This is a genomic window from Streptomyces sp. NPDC050625 (assembly GCF_040654755.1).
In the GTDB taxonomy this organism is placed as follows: domain Bacteria; phylum Actinomycetota; class Actinomycetes; order Streptomycetales; family Streptomycetaceae; genus Streptomyces.
In genome coordinates this window covers 492,577-511,872 of sequence record NZ_JBFAIQ010000004.1, presented here as the reverse complement: position 1 = coordinate 511,872, position 19,296 = coordinate 492,577, and the positions used below count along the sequence as shown (strand labels likewise).

Below are 19,296 nucleotides of genomic sequence, written 5' to 3'. Positions count from 1 at the left end.
CGCGTAGTCAGACTAGGGCAACAGCCGGTCCCCGTAAGGCAATCTCAGCCGTTTGGCATATGCCAAAGGTAAGCCGGTCGCCTGAAACGTCTCATCCGGCCTGTTTGCGCCTGGTGACAACTTCCTTGCGCGCACGCACAAGTACGGGTGCGGAACCGTCGCTACCGTCAAGCGCCCGTCAACTCACGTCCGTCTTTGAGGACTTCATGACCGAACAGATACCGGAAGCGGTGTTCTGGTGCCTGGCCGTATGCCTGTTCGCCGCCACCGTGCTGCTGGTGCGCCAACGCGGGATCACCGCACGGCAGCGCCGTCGCAACGCCGAACTCGCGGACGGCCTGCGGGCGCGGGACGAGGAGGTACGTCACCTCGTGTCCGCCCGGCTGCCGGCCCTGGAGGACACGGCCCGGCAGCAGTCCCCGGCCGTCGGTCCGCTCGACGACCGTCTCGCCGACACGGAGTTCGCCAAGTGCCTGGACGAGGTGCTGGCACGGTTCGCCGGAGCCGTCGAGGACGCGCAGTCCCGCGCCGACCAGTCCGCGAAGGCCGCCCTGAAGGCGTCCATGCGATCCATCCAGGCCCTGGCCAACGAACAGCAGGTGTCCATCGCGGAGATGCAGGACCGGCACGACCACCCCCACGTGCTGCGCGACCTGCTCGAAATCGACCACACCAACGCCCAGTTCGGCCGCCGGGCCCAAGCCATCGCCGTGCTCTGCGGCTCATGGCCCGGCCGCCAGCGTGCCACCTCCGCACTCATCGAGGTCGTACGCGGCGCCACCTCCCGCATCCGCGACTACCGGCGCATCCGCATCCACGGGGAGGTCGCCATCGCCGTGGCCAGCCGGACGGTGGAACCGGTGGTACTCGCGGTCGCCGAACTGCTCGACAACGCCGCACGCCACTCGCAGCCCAACACGACCGTCGAGGTCACCATCCAGACGGTGCACAACGGCGCCTGCGTGGTGATCGACGACGCGGGCGTCGGCATGGACGGCCAGGCCGCCGGACATGCCGCCGAGTTGCTGAGCGGCGGGCACACCTCCGACGTCACCCGCCTCGGCGACCCGCCCCGCTTCGGCTTCGCCGTCATCGGGGTGCTGGCCAGGCGCTACGGCTTCAACGTCTCCGTGGACACGGTCTCCCCCTACGGCGGCGTACGCGCCGTACTGTTCCTGCCGTCCGCCCTGCTCACACACCTGGACGCCACGCCCGAACGGCAGCCGTCCGGCGCGCCGGCCGCACCCACCCCCGACGCGGCACCCGCCCGGACCGCGGACTCCCCCACCGTGTCCGCCCCCGCATCCCCTGCCGCGGCCACGGCAGTGCCGACCGCGCACGCAGTACCGGCTGCCGACCCGGAACCCGACCCCGGCACCACGGAGGCGACCACGTCCGGAGGCCTGCCCAAACGCCGTCGCCGTGCCCTCCGGGAAACCGCCGTACAGCCCGCTCCCCCGCCCGCCGACGAGGTCGGCGGACGCTCCGCCGAGGAGAACGCCCGGCGCATGGGCGCCTTCGCCCGCGGCACCCGCTCCGGCCGGTCCGCCCAGCACACACCCCAGGAAGACGAAGGGAACAGCCACGAATGACCGGGCCCACCAACAACGAGTTGGGCTGGATGCTGGACGACGTGCTGAAGGTGCCGGAGGCCCTCCACGCGATCCTGCTCTCCGCCGACGGCATGCTCCGCGCCCACTCCAAGGACATTGACCGGGACGATGCCGAGCGGCTGGCCGCGGGCCTGTCCGGGGTCCAGTCGATCAGCCGCAGCACGGCCGAGTTCTGCGGCACCCCGCACACCCCGTGGCGACAGACCCTGATCGAGTTCGCGCACGGCTACGTGTTCCTCGTCGCCGCCGGCGAAGGCGCCTACCTCGCGGTCTCCACCAGCCAGGACGTGGACATGGAGGCGGTGACGTACCGCATGCACAAGCTCGTCGACCGGCTCGGCAAGGAGCTGACCAGCCCGGCCCGGCAGGACACCGGCAGCCCGGCATGACTCCCCGGCGCCGGCCCGCAGACAGGCTGGTGCGGTCGTACGTCATCACGGACGGCCGCGCCCAGCCCTCCCGCAACACCCTGGACCTGGTCACGCTGCTGATCGCCACCGACGATCTGCCGCTGACCGGGCTCAACCCGGAAAAGCGCAGGCTCATGGAACTGTGCCGGCCGGGAGCACTGTCCGTCGCCGAGGTGGCCGGCCACCTCGGCCTCCCGGTCGGCGTCACCAAAGTCCTGATCGCCGACCTCATGGACAGCGGTCACATCGTCACCCGCGCGCCCATCCCCGCGGCCCGGCCGACCGACGCCCGAATCCTCCAGGAGGTGCTCGATGGGCTCCGCGCCCGCCTCTGAACACGCCGCCGGCAACCTGTATCTGCGCCCCAGCGTGCAGACCGCGGCCAAGCTGCTGGTCGTGGGCCACTTCGCGGTCGGCAAGACCACCCTCGTCGGCACGCTCTCCGAGATCCGGCCGCTGCGCACCGAGGAGGTCATGACAGAGGCCGGCGCACTCGTCGACGACCTGGCCGGCATGAAGGACAAGACGACCACCACCGTCGCCCTGGACTTCGGCCGTCTGACCCTCAACGACCGCCTGGTGCTCTACCTCTTCGGCACCCCCGGCCAGCAGCGCTTCACCCAGCTGTGGCAGGACATGACCCGCGGCGCGCTCGGCGCCCTCGTCCTCGCCGACACCCGGCGGCTGAGCCAGTCCTTCGAAGTCATGGGCGTGCTGGAGGAGCTGGGACTGCCGTACGCGGTCGCCCTCAACCAGTTCGACGACGCGCCCTCGCACGACCTCGACGAGATACGCGAGGCCCTCGACCTGCTCCCCGAGACCCCGCTCGTCCGCTGCGACGCCCGCGACCGGATCTCGTCCACCCACGCCCTGATCGCCCTCGTGGAATACCTCCTGACCCGCACCGGCACACTGGAGAACGCGTGACCTCGCCAACACCACCACCGCGCTGCCCCGCCCACGAGCCCCTGTACGGGCCCGAGTTCGCGGCCGACCCCGCGGCCGCCTACCGACGGCTGCGGGCCGCGGGCCCGATCGCGCCGGTCGAACTCGCGCCCGGCGTACACGCATCGCTCGTCGTCGGCTACGAGGCGGCCCTGCACGTCCTGCGCAGCCCCGAGACCTTCTCCAAGGACCCCCGCCGCTGGCAGGACCTGGCGGACGGCACCGTCCCCATGGACAGCCCGGTCGTCCCGATGATGATGTACCGGCCGAACGCCCTGTGGACCGACGGAGCCGAGCACCGCAGACTGCGCGACGCGATCACGGACAGCCTGGCCCAGGTGGATCCCAACACGCTGCGCGGCTACGTCGAGGCCAGTGCCGACACCCTGATCGACCGGATCGCGCCGGCCGGGAAGGCCGACCTGCTCGGCGAGTACGCCCAGGTCCTGCCGCTGCTGGTGTTCAACCGGCTGTTCGGCTGCCCGCCCGAGTACGGGGTGCGGCTGGTCGAGGGGATGTCCGGGATCTTCGACGGCGTGGACGCCGAGAAGGCGAACGAACTGCTCGCCACGACCCTGCTCGACCTCGTGACACTGAAGCGGGCCCGGCCCGGGCAGGACGTCACGTCCTGGCTCATGGCCCATCCCGCCGCACTGACCGACGAGGAGATGGTCCACAGCCTGGTCCTGCTGATGGGCGCGGGCACCGAGCCCCAGCAGAACCTCATCGCCAACAGTCTGCGGCTGCTGCTGTCCGACGACCGGTTCGAAGGCACCCTGTCCGGCGGCAGCCTGCCGGTGGAGGACGCGCTGGACGAGGTGCTGTGGACCGACCCGCCCATGGCCAACTACGCCGTGCACTATCCCGTGCACGATGTCGTCCACGACGGGGTGACCCTGCGGGTGGGCCACCCGATCGTGGTCAGCCTGGCCGCCGCCAACACCGACCCGTCCCTGACCTCGGATCAGCGCGCGGGAAACCGCGCCCATCTGGCCTGGAGCGCGGGCCCGCACACCTGCCCGGCACAGAGTCCGGCCCGGCTGATCGCGGCGGTGGCGGTCGAGAAGCTGCTCGACCGCCTCCCCGATGTCGAACTGGCCGTCCCCGTGGAGGAGTTGACCTGGCGGCCCGGTCCCTTCCACCGGGCGCTGGCCGCGCTTCCCGTCGTCTACCCGGCGGCCCCGCTCCTGCCACCCGCCGAGTCCGCCTCGGACGACGACCGGTCCCCACGGCGCACGAGTTCCTCATCGGAGGTACGGCCGCCCACGGCGCCGCCGGCCAGCCGGACGGGCCTCGGCTGGTTGACGCGGCTGCGGTCCTGGTGGCGCGGGGAGTGATCAGGACAGCAGTGCGGGAAGGGCGCGGTGGCCGTTGGAGATGAAGGAGTCGACGGGCTCCAGCTCCCCCTCCTTGGCGAGACGGAGCCCGGGGAAGCGGTCGAAGAGCGCCGGGAGCGCGATCCGGGCCTCCAGCCGCCCCAGCGGGGCTCCCAGGCAGAAGTGCACGCCGTAGCCGAACGCCAGATGCTCCTTGTCGGCGCGGGCGACGTCGAACCTGTCGGCGTCCGCGCCGTACTTCTCGGGGTCACGTCCGGCGGCCGCATACGCGGCGAGGATCGCCTCCCCCTTGCCGATCACCACTCCGGCCGGGCCGCCGAACTCCTCCATGCCGAGGTCCTCCACGGCGTACCGCAAGGGCAGGCTGGCCACCGGCGCCTGCACCCGCAGCGCCTCCTCGATCGCGTCGTCCCAGGAAGCACCGCCCGAGCGGACCTGGGCGAGCTGCTCCGGGTGGGTGAGCAGGAGGTGGATGGCGTTGTCGATGAGATTGACCGTGGTCTCGTGGCCGGCGCTCACCATGAGCACCAGGGTGTCGAGCAGTTCCTGCTCGCTCAGCCGGGTGTCGCCCTCGTCGTCGCGGGCCGCGATGAGGGCCGAGGCCAGGTCGTCGCCGGGCGACCGCCGTTTGAGGGCCACCAGCTCACCGAGCGCCGCGTAGAGCCGGGTGTAGATGTCCATGACCTCCTCCGGTTCGGCGGAGGTGTGGAAGATGCCGTCCACGACGGCCCGGAGTTCCTCGCCCTGTTCCTCGGGCAGCCCGAACAGCTCGCTGATGACCTGGATCGGCAAGGGGTAGCAGAACCCCTCCCGCAGATCGACCACCGAGTTCCGCCGCCCGGCCTCCTCCAGTCCGTCGAGCAGCGTCTTGGTGATCTCCTCGATCCGGGGCTGGAGCGCCGCGGTGCGTCGGGCGGTGAACGCCTTGGCGACCAGGGCGCGCAGCCGTTTGTGCTCACCGCCGTACGCGGTGAACATGTTCTGCACCGCGACCCAGGTGAACAGCGGCCATTCCGGGGAGATTTCACCGTTGATCCACCGCGGCCAGTGGCGGCGCGGGTCCTTCGACACCCGTGGGTCGGTGAGCAGGCGTTTGAGCAGCTCCGGACTGCTGACGGCCCATGCCTCGACACCGTCCGGAAGTTCGACGAGGGTCACTGGTCCCCTCTCTCGGATCCGGGCAGCCTCGGCGTGGATGTCACGACCGGTCGCGTCGATGACTAAGGGGCGGGGGTCTCCCATCGCGGCCTCCCTGGCACTCGGACTTCTGTACGAGCCGCAAAGCTACTCGGCCGTAGCGTGTCCGCACGAGACCGCCTGCGGCGCGCTGCGTACCGCCACAACTTCCGTGCGCGTGGCTGCAAGTCGGGCGACGCCGCTCCAGGCTGGTGGTTCGATCGCGGCGCGGCCCGAACCACGGGCCTCGCCGGACCCATGACTCACCATCAGGTGGCGTCCGGAGCCCGGCGATCGCCAGGATTCGCGCGCGCCTCCGGGTCCGGCAGGTAGCTCGCGAGGCCGCGCAGGATGATCTCCAGGCCGATGTCGAACCTCTCGTCGGAGGAGTCCGTCACCATCAGTCCGGCCAGGGCACGCAGATGGGGGAAGTCCGCCGCCGGCAGGGACGCGAAGTACTTCTGCATCTCGTCGGCCATCTCGCGCCAGTCGGGGCGGGCCATGGAGGGATCGTCACCGCTCTGCTGGGCGGCCCGGTCCTGCCACATGCCCTCCTCCAGGACGAACCCGTCGACGTAGGTGGAGATGAGGTCGCCCGCCTCCGCGGCGATGCGGTCGGGCAGCCCTGCGGTCCTAAAGACGGCGAGCAACGCCTCTACGTGCGGCAGCAGTTCGGCGGTGAAGGGCACGTGCCCCATGGAGATCCGGGCCATGTCCCGGTGGGACAGCAGGCGCTGCCGTACGGAGCGGGCGAAGTCGCGCAGTTGCTCCTGCCACCGCTCCGGGTCGGGCGCGGGCATCTCGAAGCTGTCGAAGAGCCGTGTGTACATCAGCTCCAAGAGGTCGTCCTTGGAGCTGACGTGGGCCTACAGGGCGGAGACCGTGACCCCCAGCTCGGCCGCCACCTGACGCATCGACATCCCGTCGAGCCCCTGGCGGTCCAGCACGGTGAAGGCGGCTTCGACGACTCGTTCGCGCGACAGCGGGGCGCGCACGGGGGCGACGCGGGCGCATGCTCCTGGTCTCGATGGCCGCGCTGCTCATCATCTTCCCGCTGGTCCAGGGCCGTGAGTACGACTGGCCCATGTGGACGTTCCTGATGATGGCCGGCTCGGTGGTCGTCTTCGTCGCCTTCGCCATGTACGAGTCGCGCCGCAGCAAGGCCGGCCGGGACCCGCTGGTCGTTCCCAGCCTCTTCCGCAAGCGTGGATTCAGTGGCGGCATGGCCCTCGGCCTGGTGTTCTTCTCGACCATGCAGGGCTTCATGCTGGTGTTCAACCTCTACACCCAGATCGGCCTCGGCTACTCGCCGCTCAAGGCCGGACTGGTGATGGTGCCCTGGTCGGGCGGCATGATCGTCGGCTTCGGGATCGCTCAGGGTGTGGCCCGGTTCGGACGGACCGTCCTGCAGGCGGGCACGCTGGTCATGGCCCTCGGCGTGTTCGGCGTGTGGCTGACCCTCGACGTGGTGGGAAGCGGCGTCGGCCCCTGGCAGCTCCTGCCGTCCCTCCTCGTCACCGGCATCGGGATGGGCCTGCTCATGGCGCCGTTCTTCGACATCGTGCTCGCCAGTGTCGAGCAGCACGAGACGGGCTCGGCGTCCGGCACGATGACCGCGATACAGCAGCTCGGCGGTGCCTTCGGGGTAGCCGTCCTCGGCACCGTGTTCTTCGGTCTGCTGGGCGGCGGCATCGCCTCCGCCGTAGACCACCACTCGGCCGGCCTGCGCGGGCAGCTGGCCGCGGCGCACGTCGCGCCCGCCGCTCAGGAGCGCATCGTGGCGGATCTGCGTACCTGCACCTCGGACCGCGCCGTGGCCAAGGATCCTGCCGCGACCCCGGCGTCCTGCACGCGCCTGGAGAAGGACACCGGGCCCGCCATGTCCTCAGCTCAGGCCGGTGACCGGATACCCGCCGCGCTGAAGGCCACCGCGTCGTCCGCCTTCCGGAGCGGTTTCGGCTCCGTCATGAAGACGCTGCTGTGGATCGTCGACGGCATGCTCGCCCTGACCTTCCTGCTCGCGTTCCTCCTGCCGCGCCATGCACGCCCCGAGGGGTCCGCGGGACACTGAGCCATGGGCGGGCGGGCGCGGAATTGTTTGCACGCTTCAGGTGCTGATGGAGCCGGAAGGTACGGGATGCCGGCGGCAGGCGAGCCGGGCAGCCCGGATGACCGACGAAAGACATCGAAGGGGCCGAAATGGCAGCGCAGACGCAGAGGGCCGTACTGGCGGGCGGATGTTTCTGGGGGATGCAGGACCTCATCCGCAGGCTCCCGGGCGTGACAGCGACCCGGGTCGGATACACCGGGGGTGACGTGCCGAACGCGACGTACCGTAACCACGGCACCCACGCGGAGGCCATCGAGATCCTTTTCGACCCCGAGGAGACTGACTACCGCGCGATCCTGGAGTTCTTCTTCCAGATCCACGACCCGAGCACCAAGAACCGCCAGGGCAACGACATCGGTCTCAGCTACCGCTCGGCGATCTACTACGTGGACGACGAGCAGAAGAGGATCGCGGAGGACACCATCGCGGACGTGGACGCCTCCGGGCTGTGGCCGGGCAAGGTCGTCACCGAGGTAGAGCCGGTCGGCCCCTTCTGGGAGGCCGAACCCGAGCACCAGGACTACCTGGAGCGCTACCCCGACGGCTACACCTGCCACTTCCCGCGCCCGGGATGGCGCCTGCCCAGCCGCAAGGAGGGCTGAGCGGCTACACCCGCAGTGCGCGGCCGGCGGCAGCGATCTGGGTGAGGACGTCGATACAGCCGCTCATGAGCGTCGCGCGGGGTGGCGGCAGTGGTCACCGAGGTTCGCCTCCCTCGCGCGTGTCACGTGTGGTCGGGGCGGTGTAGCGGTCCGGGTCGGCGTCGAACGCCGCGGCGCAATGGGTGGAGCAGAAGTAGTGGGAGCCGTTTGCGGTGTGCCGGTGCTCGGCGGCGGTCGCCTTGTCCAGCCGCATCCCGCACACCGGGTCGGCGACCGCCCCGTCGCTGTCGCCCTGTGAGATGCGGCGGTGGTGCCCCTCGCCCGCCATGGTTGTCGAGCTGCCGGCCGGTGCTCGGTCGGCGGCCGACTCGACACGGGGGCGGCTGCGGGCGGGCCGGGCATCGGGCAGCGGCTGGGGACTCCAGCGGCGCAGCCGGGACGCGTTGGTGACGACCGACAGCGAGCTGAGCGCCATGGCGGCGGCGGCGACGATCGGGCTCAGACGGATGCCCCACAGCGGATACAGGGCACCGGCGGCCAGGGGGATGCCGACGGCGTTGTAGACCAGGGCGAAGAACAGGTTCTGCCGGATGTTGCGCATCGTGGCCCGCGACAGCCGGATCGCCGTGACGACGCCGCCGAGCGAGCCGGAGATCAGGGTGATGTCGGCGGCCTCGATGGCCACGTCGGTGCCGGTGCCGATGGCCAGGCCGACGGCGGCGGCGGCCAGCGCGGGGGCGTCGTTGATGCCGTCGCCGACCATGCCGACGGTACGGCCCTCGGCCTGGAGCCGTCGTATCTCGTCGGCCTTGTGCTCGGGCAGCACCTCGGCGAGCACCCGGGTGACGCCGACCTGCGCGGCGATCGCGGCGGCGGTGCGGGCGTTGTCGCCGGTGAGCATGACGACCTCGACGCCGAGACGCTGCAGGGCGGCGATCGCCGCGGCGGAGTCGTCCTTCACGGTGTCGGCGACGGCGACCACACCGGCGGCCTGTCCGTCCACAGCGGCGAGGACGGGTGTCTTGCCCTCGGCGGAGAGGGCAGCCGCCACGGGGGTCAGTGCGGCGGTGTCGATACCGACGTCACCCAGCAGCCGGGCGGTGCCGACCAGGACAGCGTGCCCGTCGACGGTGGCCTGGACGCCCTTGCCGGTGACCGAGTCGAAGCCGGTCGCCGCCGGCGGGTGAAGACCGCGGTCACGGACGCCGGTGACGATGGCCCGCGCGAGCGGGTGCTCGCTGTCGGCCTCGGCCCCCGCGACCAGCCGCAGAAGCCCGGGCTCGTCGAACCCGCCCACGGGGTGGACATCGGTCAGCACGGGCTTGCCCGCGGTGACGGTGCCGGTCTTGTCCAGCACGACGGTGTCCAGCTTGTGCGCGGTCTCCAGCGCCTCGGCCGACCGGATCAGGATGCCGGCCTGAGCGCCCTTGCCCGTACCGACCATCACCGACAGCGGCGTGGCAAGGCCCAGCGCGCACGGGCAGGCGATGATCAGCACGGCGACCGCCGAGACCAGCGCCAGGGTCAGCGCGGGAGACGGTCCCACAGCGAACCACACGGCGAAGGTGCCGATCGCGACGGCGATGACCGCGGGCACGAAGTACGCCGACACGGCATCCGCAAGCCGCTGGATGGGGGCCTTGGAGGCCTGGGCCCGCTGCACCAGGCGGATGATCTGGGCGAGCATCGTGTCCGCGCCGACCTTGGCCGCCCGCACCCGCAGGGACCCGGTGCCGTTGACGGTGGCCCCGATGACCGTGTCCCCGGTGTGCTTGGTGACGGGCATCGGCTCGCCGCTGACCATCGACTCGTCCACGGCGGAGGAGCCGGAGAGCACCTCGGCGTCGACGGGGATCTTCTCCCCCGGCCGGATGACGAGCACGTCTCCGACCACCACGTCCTCGACGGGGATTTCACTCTCGTGTCCGTCCCGCACGACACGGGCGGTACGGGCCTGCAGGCCCAGGAGAGCGCGGATGGCCTCACCGGTGCCGGCCTTGGCCCGGGCCTCCAGCAGCCGCCCGAGCAGGATCAGGGTCAGGATGACGCCGACGGTCTCGAAGTACACCTCCCGCACGTCCTGAGGCAGCAGACCGGGCGCAAGGGTGACCAGCAGGCTGTAGCCGTAGGCGGCACTCGTACCCAGGGTGATCAGCGAGTTCATGTCGGCGGCCCGGTGGCGCAGGGTCAGCCAGCCCGTCACATGGATCGGCCACCCGGTGTAGAACATCACCGGCGTGATCAGCGCCAGCTGCAGCCAGCTGTTCAGCATCCATCCAGGCACCCAGTCGGCGCCGAACAGTTCGTGCGCCATCACCGCGAACAGCACCGGGGCGGTGAGCACCGCGCCGACCACGACTCTGCGGGTGAGGTCCTTGATCTCCGCCTGCCGCTCGGCGGCGTCCGCGGTCTCCGACTCGGCCGCCGTCCGCTCCGCACCCGCCGCCGGCCCGCCGGTTGCAGCAGCAGGAGCTGCGGCCGTACCGCCGTGACCGCCCGGTCCAGGCGGTACGGCGCCGTCCGCGGGCTCGACCAGCAGGGTGCCGTGGATCATGTTCATACCGCAGGCAAAGCCGAAGGAACCCGGACGGTCGGGGTTCAGCCGCACGGTGGTGCGCGTGTGGGCGGGCAGGCCCGCTCCGACCTGCAGATCGGGGAAGACCACACGGGAGGTGCACTCGCCGGCTTCCTGCCGGTCGAACACCAACTCCACCGGGATGCCCTGGCGGACCTTGATCAGGTCAGGACTGTAGCCACCCCGGACCGTCACGTCCACCCGCTGCACCCCGCCTTCCAGCCGGGCGGCACCGGCCCGGCGCGGGCCGAAGAAGTACCAGCCCAGCGCGGCGATCAGCACTGCCGAGGCCAGGACGACGACGACTTCAAGGGCGCCCATGGGCTGCTCACCTCCCTTGTCGGGTCACTCTCCAGCCTGCGCCCGGCTCCCCCTACCCGGCAGGGGCGCAGTGGCCCAACGGTCTTGGACCGTCCGGCCCCGGACGGCCATGCCCAGCGGCGGGACGATGCAGGAGAAGGCAAAGGTCGCCGGATGCCCCTTCGTATCCGGCCGCAGAACAAGGCCGAAGCAGGTGAACAGCATGATGTTCTGGTACGACCACAATGTCAGCGGCTGGGGCTGGTTCGCGATGTCGACCGGCAGATCGACGAGGACGACTACCGGCGCCGCCTGAACGCACTGCACGCCGGGCCCCTCACCAAACCCTGGCCCTGTCCTGCGCCGGCGTGATCGGTGGGTGCCGAAGCTGTGGAACGAGACGATCGAGGCGCACCGCCACGCGGTGCGCGACGCGATCCTGGAGACCACGGCGGCACTCGTCGCCGAGCATGGACTCGCGTCGGTGAAGATGGCGCAGATCGCCGAACAGGTCGGCATCGGGCGGGCGACGCTCTACAAGTACTTCCCTGATGTCGAGGCGATCCTCATCGCCTGGCACGAGAGGCACGTCACCGAGCACGTCTCCCAGCTCGCCGAACTGCGCGACCGCGCCGAAGATCCCGAGCAGGCCCTGCGCAGCGTGCTCCTGGCCTACGCGTTCATCTGTCACCATCGCGGGCGCGACACCGGCGAGATCGCAGCCCTCGTCCACCGCGGCGAGCCCATCGCCCGCGCCCAGCGCCAACTCGCCGAACTCTTCACCGGCCTGCTGACCCAAGTCGCCGCAGACGGCCGGCTCACTCCGACGTGCCCCCCGGTGAACTCGCCAACTACTGCGTCCACGCCCTGGCAGCAGCGGCCACGGCACCCGACCCGGGAGCCGTCCATCGCCTCGTGGACCTGACGACCGCCGGGCTCGGCCTGCCCACGGACGGCCACGACCACCACACCCGGCCACATCGGCGAACACAGCACGACCACTGATCAAGGCCGACGCCGGACCGCCGCCCGCTCAGGCCGCGTCCCCTTCGCCGCAACCCGGAGCTGTTCCGGCTCCACCAGGACGCACCCGCGGCTCGGAACGTACCTCGACCGCCACTCGTCTACAGTGACATAGACGGTCTACATTCCTGTAGTCACCCGTTCGGCCCGTGCGCGGCGCGCTACACACAGGGGTTCGCAACCACGACCATGACCGGAGGACCGACAGAGGATCATGCACCCGAAGATCCTGGTAGTCGAGGACGATCACGCCCTGCGGGACGTGTTGCGGCGGGGCCTGCAGGACGAGGACTTCGAGCCCGTCCTCGCACCCGACGGCGCCAGTGCCCTGCGGCTGGCTACCGCCGGCATCGCGGCGGCCGTACTGGACGTCGGCCTGCCCGACGCGGACGGACGGGACGTGTGCCAGGCGATGCGGGCCAACGGATTCTTCGCCCCCGTGATCTTCCTGACCGCCCGGCACCAGCTCACCGACCGCCTGTCCGGCTTCTCCGCCGGGGGTGACGACTACCTGCCCAAGCCCTTCCACCTCGCCGAACTCGCGGCCAGGCTGCGCGCCGCGCTCAGACGGGCCGCTCCCCGGTCCTGCGCCACCACCGGCGATCTGGTGCTGGACGCGGTGGATCACAGTGCGACCGTGCACGACGGCGCACGCGTCGACCTCTCCCCGACGGAGTTCCGGCTGCTGGCCACGCTCGTCGCCGCGGACGGGGCCCTCGTGCGCCGCCGTGACCTGGTGCGGGCCGGCTGGCCCGAGGGCGCGCAGGTCAGTGACAACACGCTGGACCAGTACCTGAGCCGGCTGCGCCGCAAACTGCGCGAGGCGAGCAGCCGTCTGACGATCGACACGGCACGCGGAGTCGGACACCGCCTGTCATGACCCGTGCCTCCCGCGTCTTCGGTCGCCTGGCCCCGCGCACCCTGCAAGGTCGGCTCTCCCTCGTGGCGCTGGCCGCCGCCGCACTGCTGATGACGGTCCTGACCGTGGCGTTCAACGCCGTGATGGACGAGCATCTGCAACGCCAGGCGGACGACGAGTTGCGCACCAGAGCGGCCGCGGTGACCACGACCGTCGACACCAGCGGTCCCCGGGTACGCGTCCTGGAGACCGTCAACGACCGCCTCCTCGACGCGAACGTGTGGATCTACGCCGACACCCGCCTGCTGGAGGGCCCGCCGTCCGCCACCGTCGGGAGCCCGGTGACCCAGGCCGCCGACCGGCTGGCCGCACAGCGAGAGCACGCCTGCACCACCGTCGACGGTCACCGGCCCGTCCGGCTGTGCTCCCAGCCGATCCCAGGCCACGATGCCAAAGCCACTGTCGTCACCGCCCTGGACCTGGCTCCGTACCGGAGTTCGGCCGACACCCTGCTGCTGGGGTCGCTGGTCCTGGACGCCGTGATGCTCGGATGCACATACGTACTCACGCGTCTGTCCGTCGGCCGGGCACTGAGACCGGTGCGGACGATGACCGACCAGGCAACGCAGTGGAGCGCTGCCGGCTCCGACGACCGCTTCGGTACGGAAGATCACCCGGTCGAACTCGCCCGCCTGGGTGGCTCACTGGACGCGCTGCTGGACCGCATACGCACCGTACTGCGCCACGAGCGGCAGCTGACGGGGGAACTGTCCCACGAACTGCGCACGCCCCTCACCCGGATCATCATGGAACTCGACTGGTGGCAGACCCGTCCGCGCACGGATGCCCAGACCCGCGCCACCCATGAGGTGATCGCCGAGGCCGCGCAGTCCATGCGCACGATCTGCGACACGCTCCTCGACGACGCCCGCGAGAATGCGCTCAACCCGGCGACTTCCCCCGCAACGACCGACGTCGTTCCCCTCCTCGGCCGCCTGCTCCAGCACGTCGACCAAGGGGATCGGGTCAAGGCCACGGTGGCGACGGACACTCAGGTACTGGAGGCGGGAGTCGCACCCGCCCTCCTCGAACGCATCCTCAGCCCGCTGCTGGCCAACGCCGTCCGCTATGCCCGCTCCAGCGTGACCGTGTCCGCGCGGCGCCTGACCGGTGCGGTGCGGATCGATGTCGTCGACGACGGCCCCGGCGTACCGCAGGCGTTCGTGGCGGAGCTGTTCCAGCCCGGCCGACGCGCCGACGCCGACGACGGGCACGACGGCGCGGGCCTCGGGCTGCCGCTCGCGCGACGTCTGGCCCGCACCGTCGGCGGCGAGGTCTCCTACGACCCCGGACACGCGCCCGGGGCCAGGTTCACGGTCAGTCTCCCCGCCGGGTGACCGACTCCCGCTCCTCCCGCGCCTGTCCAGCGGCGGTACGGCGCTCTTGCCCGTGGGCATAGGCCATCAGGCCGAACAGAACGACGAGCAGCACGGCGGACGAGCCCACGGTACCGAGATCCAGACCGCCCTTGGCGACCGGCTTGGTGAGGAAGTCGCCCGCGGTGGCGCCCAGTGGTCGGGTGAGGACGAAGGCGATCCAGAACAGCAGCACATTCGGCACGGTGGGCACCTTCATGAGCGCCACGAGCACGACGAGCGCGCCGGTCACGAGCAGCGCGCCACCGGCGAAGCCGAGGCCGGAGCTGTCGGACAGGAAGTCGCCCATCGAGGTGCCGAGGGTGTTCGACACGAGGATCGCCGACCAGAACAGGGCCTCACCCTTGAAGGTGACGATGTCGCGGATCTGGAAGGTCATCCCGCTCAGCTTCCAGGCGAGGAAGATCGCCAGGAGGATGGAGATCAGGATCGCCGCTCCGACGGGGTAGCCCAGGCCAAGGCCCTGCGGGCCCCAGCCCAGCCTGGTCGCGCCGTTCGACAGGAACTTGGCGCTGGCGTCGCGGTTCATGAAGTCGGACATCGTGGTGCCGGCCATGCTGGTCGACAGGATCACGGTCCAGTAGCAGAACGGGTTGTAGCGGCTGGATCGCAGCTGGACCACCAGCGTCACCACGAAGATCAGGAACAGCGCGATCGTGGTGAGGAAGTAGCCCAGCTTCAGGGTCTGTGCGAAGAGGTCGCCCGCCGTCTCGCCCAAGGTCGTCGCGGCGATCTTCATGATCCAGAAGGCCAGCGTAACCTCGGGCAGTTTCTTCATCACCGACTTGGTCTTCGACGTGCTCGCCACGTCGAGGTCGGTGAGGACCTCGGATTTCTCCAACTCGGATCCTCCTGTTCGGTCGAACGACAGGGCGCTCGCCCCTGGGATCCGGGACGAGCGCCCTGTGAGTTGACTCGGCCGCCGGCGGCGACCGTGATCTTCGACCGTGGCACAGAGATCCTGAACGCATCCTGAACACAGGCAGGTTGCAGGTCACGCCGCGTGTTGTGCGGCCCCTTGCGGCTCGGTGACGTCCATTCGGGTGACGCCCCGACCGGCTGACCAGCTGTCAACGCTCAGCAGACTCACCCGCCGAGAGCAGCTCGCCGGCCGCGTGCTCGACGTCGGAGTCGGACACGAGCACCAACTGCGCCGCGTTCCCCAGCGGGACGAAGGTGTCCGCGCTGGTGACCCGTCGGACGGCGCCGGTGAATCCGGCGTCGACCAGAGCCGTGACGACTCCCTCCGAGACCCCTCCCGTGCGGCGGGTCTCGTCGACCACGAGGACGCGTCCCGTCGCACGTGCCTCGCGCAGCAGGTCGTCGACCGGCAGGGGTGCCAGCCAGCGCAGGTCGACGACCCGGCAGGCGATGCCCTGCTGTTCCAGTCGGCGTGCGGCTCGAAGCGAGATGGGCAGGCCGTTGCCGAAGGTCACGAGGGTCAGGTCCGTGCCTGTGCCGTAGGTGCGTGCCCGGCCGATCGGTACGTGCAATGCGGGTGGGGGGTAGGCGGCGAGCCAGCCGTCGTCCTTCTCCGTGTGGAGATCTCGGGTGTGGTAGAGCGCGATCGGTTCGAGGAAGGCGCTGACCGTCCCGTCCACCTTGCCGGCCGCCACGCAGGTCCGCAGCATCGCGGCGGCGTCGTCGGGGCGGGACGGGGAGGCGATGACCAGGCCCGGAATGTCACGCAGGACGCCCAGCGCGTTGTCGTTGTGGAAGTGGCCGCCGAACCCGCGCTGGTAGCCGTAGCCGGCGATGCGGACCACGAGGGGGTTGCGGTACTGGCCCTGGGAGAAGAACTGGAGCGTCGCGGCCTCGCCACGCAGTTGGTCCTCGGCGTTGTGCAGATACGCAAGGTATTGGATCTCCGCCACCGGCAGCAGCCCGGACAGCCCCGCACCCAGCGCGAGGCCGAGGATGGCCTGCTCGTCGAGCAGGGTGTCGAAGACCCGGGCGGTGCCGAAACGCCGCTGCAAACCCCGGGTCAGTCCGTAGACCCCGCCCTTGCGGCCGACGTCCTCGCCGAAGACGACCATCTCCGGGTAGCTTCCGAGCAGGTCGGCGAGTGTGTGGTTGATGGCCTGGGCGACGGTGACGGGCTCGCCCACGGGCGCCGTGGGTGGTTCGCTCGTACGGCGTGCCGAAGCCGCCACGAGGTCGGGACGGCGGGGGGCGACGGGCGCGGCGATCTCCGCGACGGTGGTCAGGGGCTCGCTGTCGAGGGCCTCCTTGGCGACGGCGAACACCCGCCCGGCCACCTCGTCGTACCGCTCGAGCACCTGCTGCGGGGTGAGGACGCCGGTCGTCGTGAGCAGCCGGGCCGTGGCCAGCAACGGGTCGCGTTGGAGATCCGCGGCGACTTCGGACGGCATGCGGTACGCGGCTTCGGCATCCGAGCCCGCGTGGCCGAGGAATCGCACCATCGACAGGTGCAGGAAGGCGGGTTGCCGGCTCTTGCGCACATGGGCCACCGCCTCGCGCGCGGCGTCGAAGGCTGCTGACGGATCGCACCCGTCCGCGGCGAAGTAGGCGAGACCGGGCCGGTTGCCGTAGGCGCGCCGCACCCAGTCGTGTGGTGTCGGCACGCTGATTCCCAGGCCGTTGTCCTCGCAGACGAACAGCACTGGCATCGGAAGGCCCTGGTAGGCCGCGTGGCAGGCGCTGTTGATGGCGCCGGCCGCGGTGGAGTGGTTGACGGAGGCGTCGCCGAAGGAGCAGCAGACGACGGCATCGTCGGGCCAGGCGCACTCGGTCCCGAGCCGCTTGGCGCGGGCGATGCTCCATGCCACCCCGACTGCCCTCGGCAGGTGGGAGGAGATGGTCGACGTCTGCGGGATGACGGCCAGTTCGTGGCGCCCGTACACCTTGTGCCGGCCACCGGCGATCGGCTCGTCGGCCCCGGCGGCCACCCCCAGCAGCATGTCCCTGACCGCGTCGACGCCGCCGGCCTGCCGGGCGCGGGCGCAGTAGAAGGCGCCTGACCGGTAGTGCAGCAACGCCGGGTCGGTGGGGCGCAGCGCGAGGGCGACCGCGGCGTTGCCTTCGTGCCCGCTCGATCCGATGGTGTAGTAGCCGCGGCCCTGCTGCTGCATCCAGCGCGCAGCGGCGTCGGCGTGCCGGCTCTCCAGCTGGGCGTCGAACAGGTCCAGTGCGGTACGGCCGTTCAGTGCGGTACGGGTGTCCAGTGCGCCGGTGTCGGGCCGGCGCGCCGCGTCCCCGCTCCCGGTGAGCGACCCGGAACCGGCGGCACCGCCCGTCGGCCCCGGACCGGCGGCGCGGGCAGCGGACCGGAGACCGACCACCTCCTCGCGGAAGTGCCGGTCCAGGTCCTCGACGCCGCTCACAGGCGGAAGGCCATGTCGGGTTCGAGCGTGGCCACGTCCATCTGCGCCTTCTGCAGACGGCCGGAGTAGTCCCAGTTCATCGACTGCCAGCGGGTGAACTGGTCGAGCACCCACTGTCCCGACTGGCGACTGCCGTTGCCCGACTTGCCGTTGCCGCCGAACGGGAGGTGCGCCTCGGCTCCGGAGGTGGTGTTGTTGACGCTGACCATGCCCGCGGAGATGCCGCGCCGGAACGTCCACACCTCGTGCGGATCGGTGGTGTAGATCGCGGCGGACAGGCCGTAGCCGTGGGCGTTGGCCAGCTCGACGGCCTCGTCGAAGTCCCGGTAGGTGGTCACTCCGACCATGGGGCCGAAGGTCTCGTTGAGGAACACCTCGTCGTCGCGGCGCACTCCGTCGACGATCACCGGGTGGTAGAACATGCCCGCTTCGGGGTCCCCGACGAAGCCCTTGCGGGGATTGTCGGCCGTGATCCGCCCGATGCCGTCGGAGCCGTACGTCCGGTGGTGATCCTTGATCCACCCGAGGAAGGTCTCGTAGCGCTGCGCGAACCGCTCGTCGAGCATCGGGCCGTACAGGACGTCCTCGAACGCGTCGCCGATCCGGGCCGCGCGGCTCGCGGCGTCGAAGCGGGCGAGGAAGTCCTCCTTCACCGACTCATGGACGATGATCGTCCCGAGGGAGGTGCAGCGCTGCCCGGCAGTGCCGAATCCGGAGAACAGCGCGCCCTCCACCGCCAGGTCGAGGTTTGCGCTCGGGGTGACCACCTGGGGGTTCTTGCCGCCCAGTTCCAGGCAGGGGGTCTGCAGATGGCTTCCGCACAGGGCGCCGATCTTCTGGCCGACGACCGTGGACCCCGTGAAGCCGACCTTGTCGACCAGCCCGGCCTCAAGAGCGGCCTCCAGGCCCGCGTACGTCTGCTCTCCGTCGGCGAGTACGAGGTTGAGTACGCCGTCGGGCAGGCCACCTCCGTGCACGAACAGCTCGAAGAGGGCCTTGGCGCTCGCGGCGGCGTACTCGGCGGGCTTCCACACGACGGTGTTGCCGGTCACGAGCGCCGGTACGAGGTACCAGGCCGGCACGGCCACCGGGAAGTTGCCCGCGGTGATCACCGCAACCGCGCCGACGGGGTTGCGGAAGGTGAACAGCTGCTTGTCGGGCATCTCCGAGGGCACCGTCTGCCCGTACAGCCGACGGCCCTCGCCCAGGAAGAAGTCGCAGGTGTCGATGATCTCCTGGACCTCGCCGAGTGCCTCTGCGTACGGCTTGCCGATCTCCTCGGTCACGATGCGGGCGAGCCGGTCCTTGTTGGCTTCGACGAGCCGGCCGATCTTTCCGATCGCCGATCCGCGCACCGGCGCCGGGATGTCCGCCCAGGACCGCTGAGCCGCCTTCGCGGCCTCGGCGGCCGCGACGAACGTCGAGGCGTCGCCGAGCGAGACCTCGGAGACCAGCTCGGCGGTACGGCCGGGATTGGGGCGCTGAAGAGTCCCGCCGGGAGCGCCGGCGACCATGCGGCCGGCAACGATCGAGGCGACGGAACGGGCCATGACTTTGCTCCTTGTC

General features: G+C 70.7%; 18 protein-coding genes. 11 read left to right on the top strand and 7 right to left on the bottom strand.

Features of this window, described 5'->3' with window-relative positions; genetic code table 11:
* Positions 1-206: 206 nt before the first annotated feature.
* Genes AB0I54_RS12775 through AB0I54_RS12755 form a run of 5 tightly spaced genes read left to right on the top strand, consistent with a single transcriptional unit; the run spans position 207 to position 4,305 of the window.
* Positions 207-1,592, top strand: a complete 1,386-nt coding sequence (locus AB0I54_RS12775) for an ATP-binding protein (RefSeq protein WP_363295967.1) — start codon at positions 207-209, stop codon at positions 1,590-1,592.
* On the top strand, positions 1,589-2,002 hold the full coding sequence (locus AB0I54_RS12770) for a roadblock/LC7 domain-containing protein (protein WP_363295966.1): 414 nt from the start codon (positions 1,589-1,591) through the stop codon (positions 2,000-2,002). The genes AB0I54_RS12775 and AB0I54_RS12770 overlap by 4 nt, the downstream gene beginning before the upstream one ends.
* On the top strand, positions 1,999-2,358 hold the full coding sequence (locus AB0I54_RS12765; RefSeq protein WP_363295965.1) for a DUF742 domain-containing protein: 360 nt from the start codon (positions 1,999-2,001) through the stop codon (positions 2,356-2,358). Before AB0I54_RS12770 ends, AB0I54_RS12765 begins: the two co-directional genes overlap by 4 nt.
* Positions 2,336-2,950 (top strand): ATP/GTP-binding protein, encoded by a 615-nt coding sequence (locus tag AB0I54_RS12760; RefSeq protein ID WP_363295964.1) that lies wholly within the window; start codon positions 2,336-2,338, stop codon positions 2,948-2,950. The genes AB0I54_RS12765 and AB0I54_RS12760 overlap by 23 nt, the downstream gene beginning before the upstream one ends.
* Positions 2,947-4,305 carry a cytochrome P450 gene (locus AB0I54_RS12755; protein ID WP_363295963.1) on the top strand — a complete coding sequence of 453 codons (1,359 nt, stop codon included), beginning with the start codon at positions 2,947-2,949 and terminating at the stop codon, positions 4,303-4,305. The genes AB0I54_RS12760 and AB0I54_RS12755 overlap by 4 nt, the downstream gene beginning before the upstream one ends.
* On the opposite strand, the gene AB0I54_RS12750 is transcribed toward AB0I54_RS12755, so the two are convergent.
* From AB0I54_RS12750 to AB0I54_RS12740, 3 genes are all read right to left on the bottom strand, one after another.
* Complete coding sequence (locus AB0I54_RS12750; RefSeq protein ID WP_363295962.1) at positions 4,306-5,547, bottom strand: cytochrome P450; 1,242 nt, start codon at positions 5,545-5,547, stop codon at positions 4,306-4,308. It abuts the gene before it with no gap.
* Positions 5,548-5,750: 203 nt separating this feature from the next.
* The gene (locus tag AB0I54_RS12745; RefSeq protein WP_363296082.1) at positions 5,751-6,311 is read right to left on the bottom strand and encodes a TetR/AcrR family transcriptional regulator C-terminal domain-containing protein; all 561 of its coding nucleotides are present in this window, start codon (positions 6,309-6,311) and stop codon (positions 5,751-5,753) included.
* 36 nt (positions 6,312-6,347) lie between these two features.
* A complete protein-coding gene (locus AB0I54_RS12740) occupies positions 6,348-6,476 on the bottom strand; it encodes a TetR family transcriptional regulator (RefSeq protein ID WP_363295961.1) in 129 nt (42 codons plus the stop codon).
* A 17-nt stretch (positions 6,477-6,493) separates the two neighbouring features.
* Here AB0I54_RS12740 and AB0I54_RS12735 point away from each other — a divergent pair, with 17 nt between their 5' ends.
* The gene (locus tag AB0I54_RS12735) at positions 6,494-7,552 is read left to right on the top strand and encodes an MFS transporter (protein WP_363295959.1); all 1,059 of its coding nucleotides are present in this window, start codon (positions 6,494-6,496) and stop codon (positions 7,550-7,552) included.
* A 128-nt stretch (positions 7,553-7,680) separates the two neighbouring features.
* The gene (msrA, locus tag AB0I54_RS12730) at positions 7,681-8,193 is read left to right on the top strand and encodes a peptide-methionine (S)-S-oxide reductase MsrA (protein ID WP_363295958.1); all 513 of its coding nucleotides are present in this window, start codon (positions 7,681-7,683) and stop codon (positions 8,191-8,193) included.
* A gap of 94 nt (positions 8,194-8,287) precedes the next feature.
* On the opposite strand, the gene AB0I54_RS12725 is transcribed toward msrA, so the two are convergent.
* Positions 8,288-11,089: a heavy metal translocating P-type ATPase gene (locus tag AB0I54_RS12725; protein WP_363295957.1), complete on the bottom strand. Its 2,802-nt coding sequence runs from the start codon at positions 11,087-11,089 to the stop codon at positions 8,288-8,290.
* 153 nt (positions 11,090-11,242) lie between these two features.
* Here AB0I54_RS12725 and AB0I54_RS12720 point away from each other — a divergent pair, with 153 nt between their 5' ends.
* The 4 genes from AB0I54_RS12720 to AB0I54_RS12705 all read left to right on the top strand — a co-directional run bounded on the left by AB0I54_RS12720 (position 11,243) and on the right by AB0I54_RS12705 (position 14,347).
* Entirely contained in the window at positions 11,243-11,440 is a 198-nt protein-coding gene (locus AB0I54_RS12720) for a hypothetical protein (protein ID WP_363295956.1), read from the top strand.
* 7 nt (positions 11,441-11,447) lie between these two features.
* Positions 11,448-11,993: a TetR/AcrR family transcriptional regulator gene (locus tag AB0I54_RS12715; RefSeq protein ID WP_363295955.1), complete on the top strand. Its 546-nt coding sequence runs from the start codon at positions 11,448-11,450 to the stop codon at positions 11,991-11,993.
* A gap of 312 nt (positions 11,994-12,305) precedes the next feature.
* Positions 12,306-12,971 carry a response regulator transcription factor gene (locus AB0I54_RS12710; RefSeq protein ID WP_363295954.1) on the top strand — a complete coding sequence of 222 codons (666 nt, stop codon included), beginning with the start codon at positions 12,306-12,308 and terminating at the stop codon, positions 12,969-12,971.
* On the top strand, positions 12,968-14,347 hold the full coding sequence (locus tag AB0I54_RS12705; protein ID WP_363295953.1) for a HAMP domain-containing sensor histidine kinase: 1,380 nt from the start codon (positions 12,968-12,970) through the stop codon (positions 14,345-14,347). Before AB0I54_RS12710 ends, AB0I54_RS12705 begins: the two co-directional genes overlap by 4 nt.
* On the opposite strand, the gene AB0I54_RS12700 is transcribed toward AB0I54_RS12705, so the two are convergent.
* The 3 genes from AB0I54_RS12700 to AB0I54_RS12690 all read right to left on the bottom strand — a co-directional run bounded on the left by AB0I54_RS12700 (position 14,328) and on the right by AB0I54_RS12690 (position 19,280).
* The gene (locus AB0I54_RS12700; protein WP_363295952.1) at positions 14,328-15,227 is read right to left on the bottom strand and encodes a hypothetical protein; all 900 of its coding nucleotides are present in this window, start codon (positions 15,225-15,227) and stop codon (positions 14,328-14,330) included. The genes AB0I54_RS12705 and AB0I54_RS12700 overlap by 20 nt on opposite strands.
* Positions 15,228-15,456: 229 nt before the next feature.
* Complete coding sequence (locus AB0I54_RS12695) at positions 15,457-17,730, bottom strand: thiamine pyrophosphate-dependent enzyme (protein ID WP_363295951.1); 2,274 nt, start codon at positions 17,728-17,730, stop codon at positions 15,457-15,459.
* Positions 17,727-19,280 carry an aldehyde dehydrogenase family protein gene (locus AB0I54_RS12690; protein ID WP_363295950.1) on the bottom strand — a complete coding sequence of 518 codons (1,554 nt, stop codon included), beginning with the start codon at positions 19,278-19,280 and terminating at the stop codon, positions 17,727-17,729. The genes AB0I54_RS12695 and AB0I54_RS12690 overlap by 4 nt, the downstream gene beginning before the upstream one ends.
* Positions 19,281-19,296: the final 16 nt, after the last annotated feature.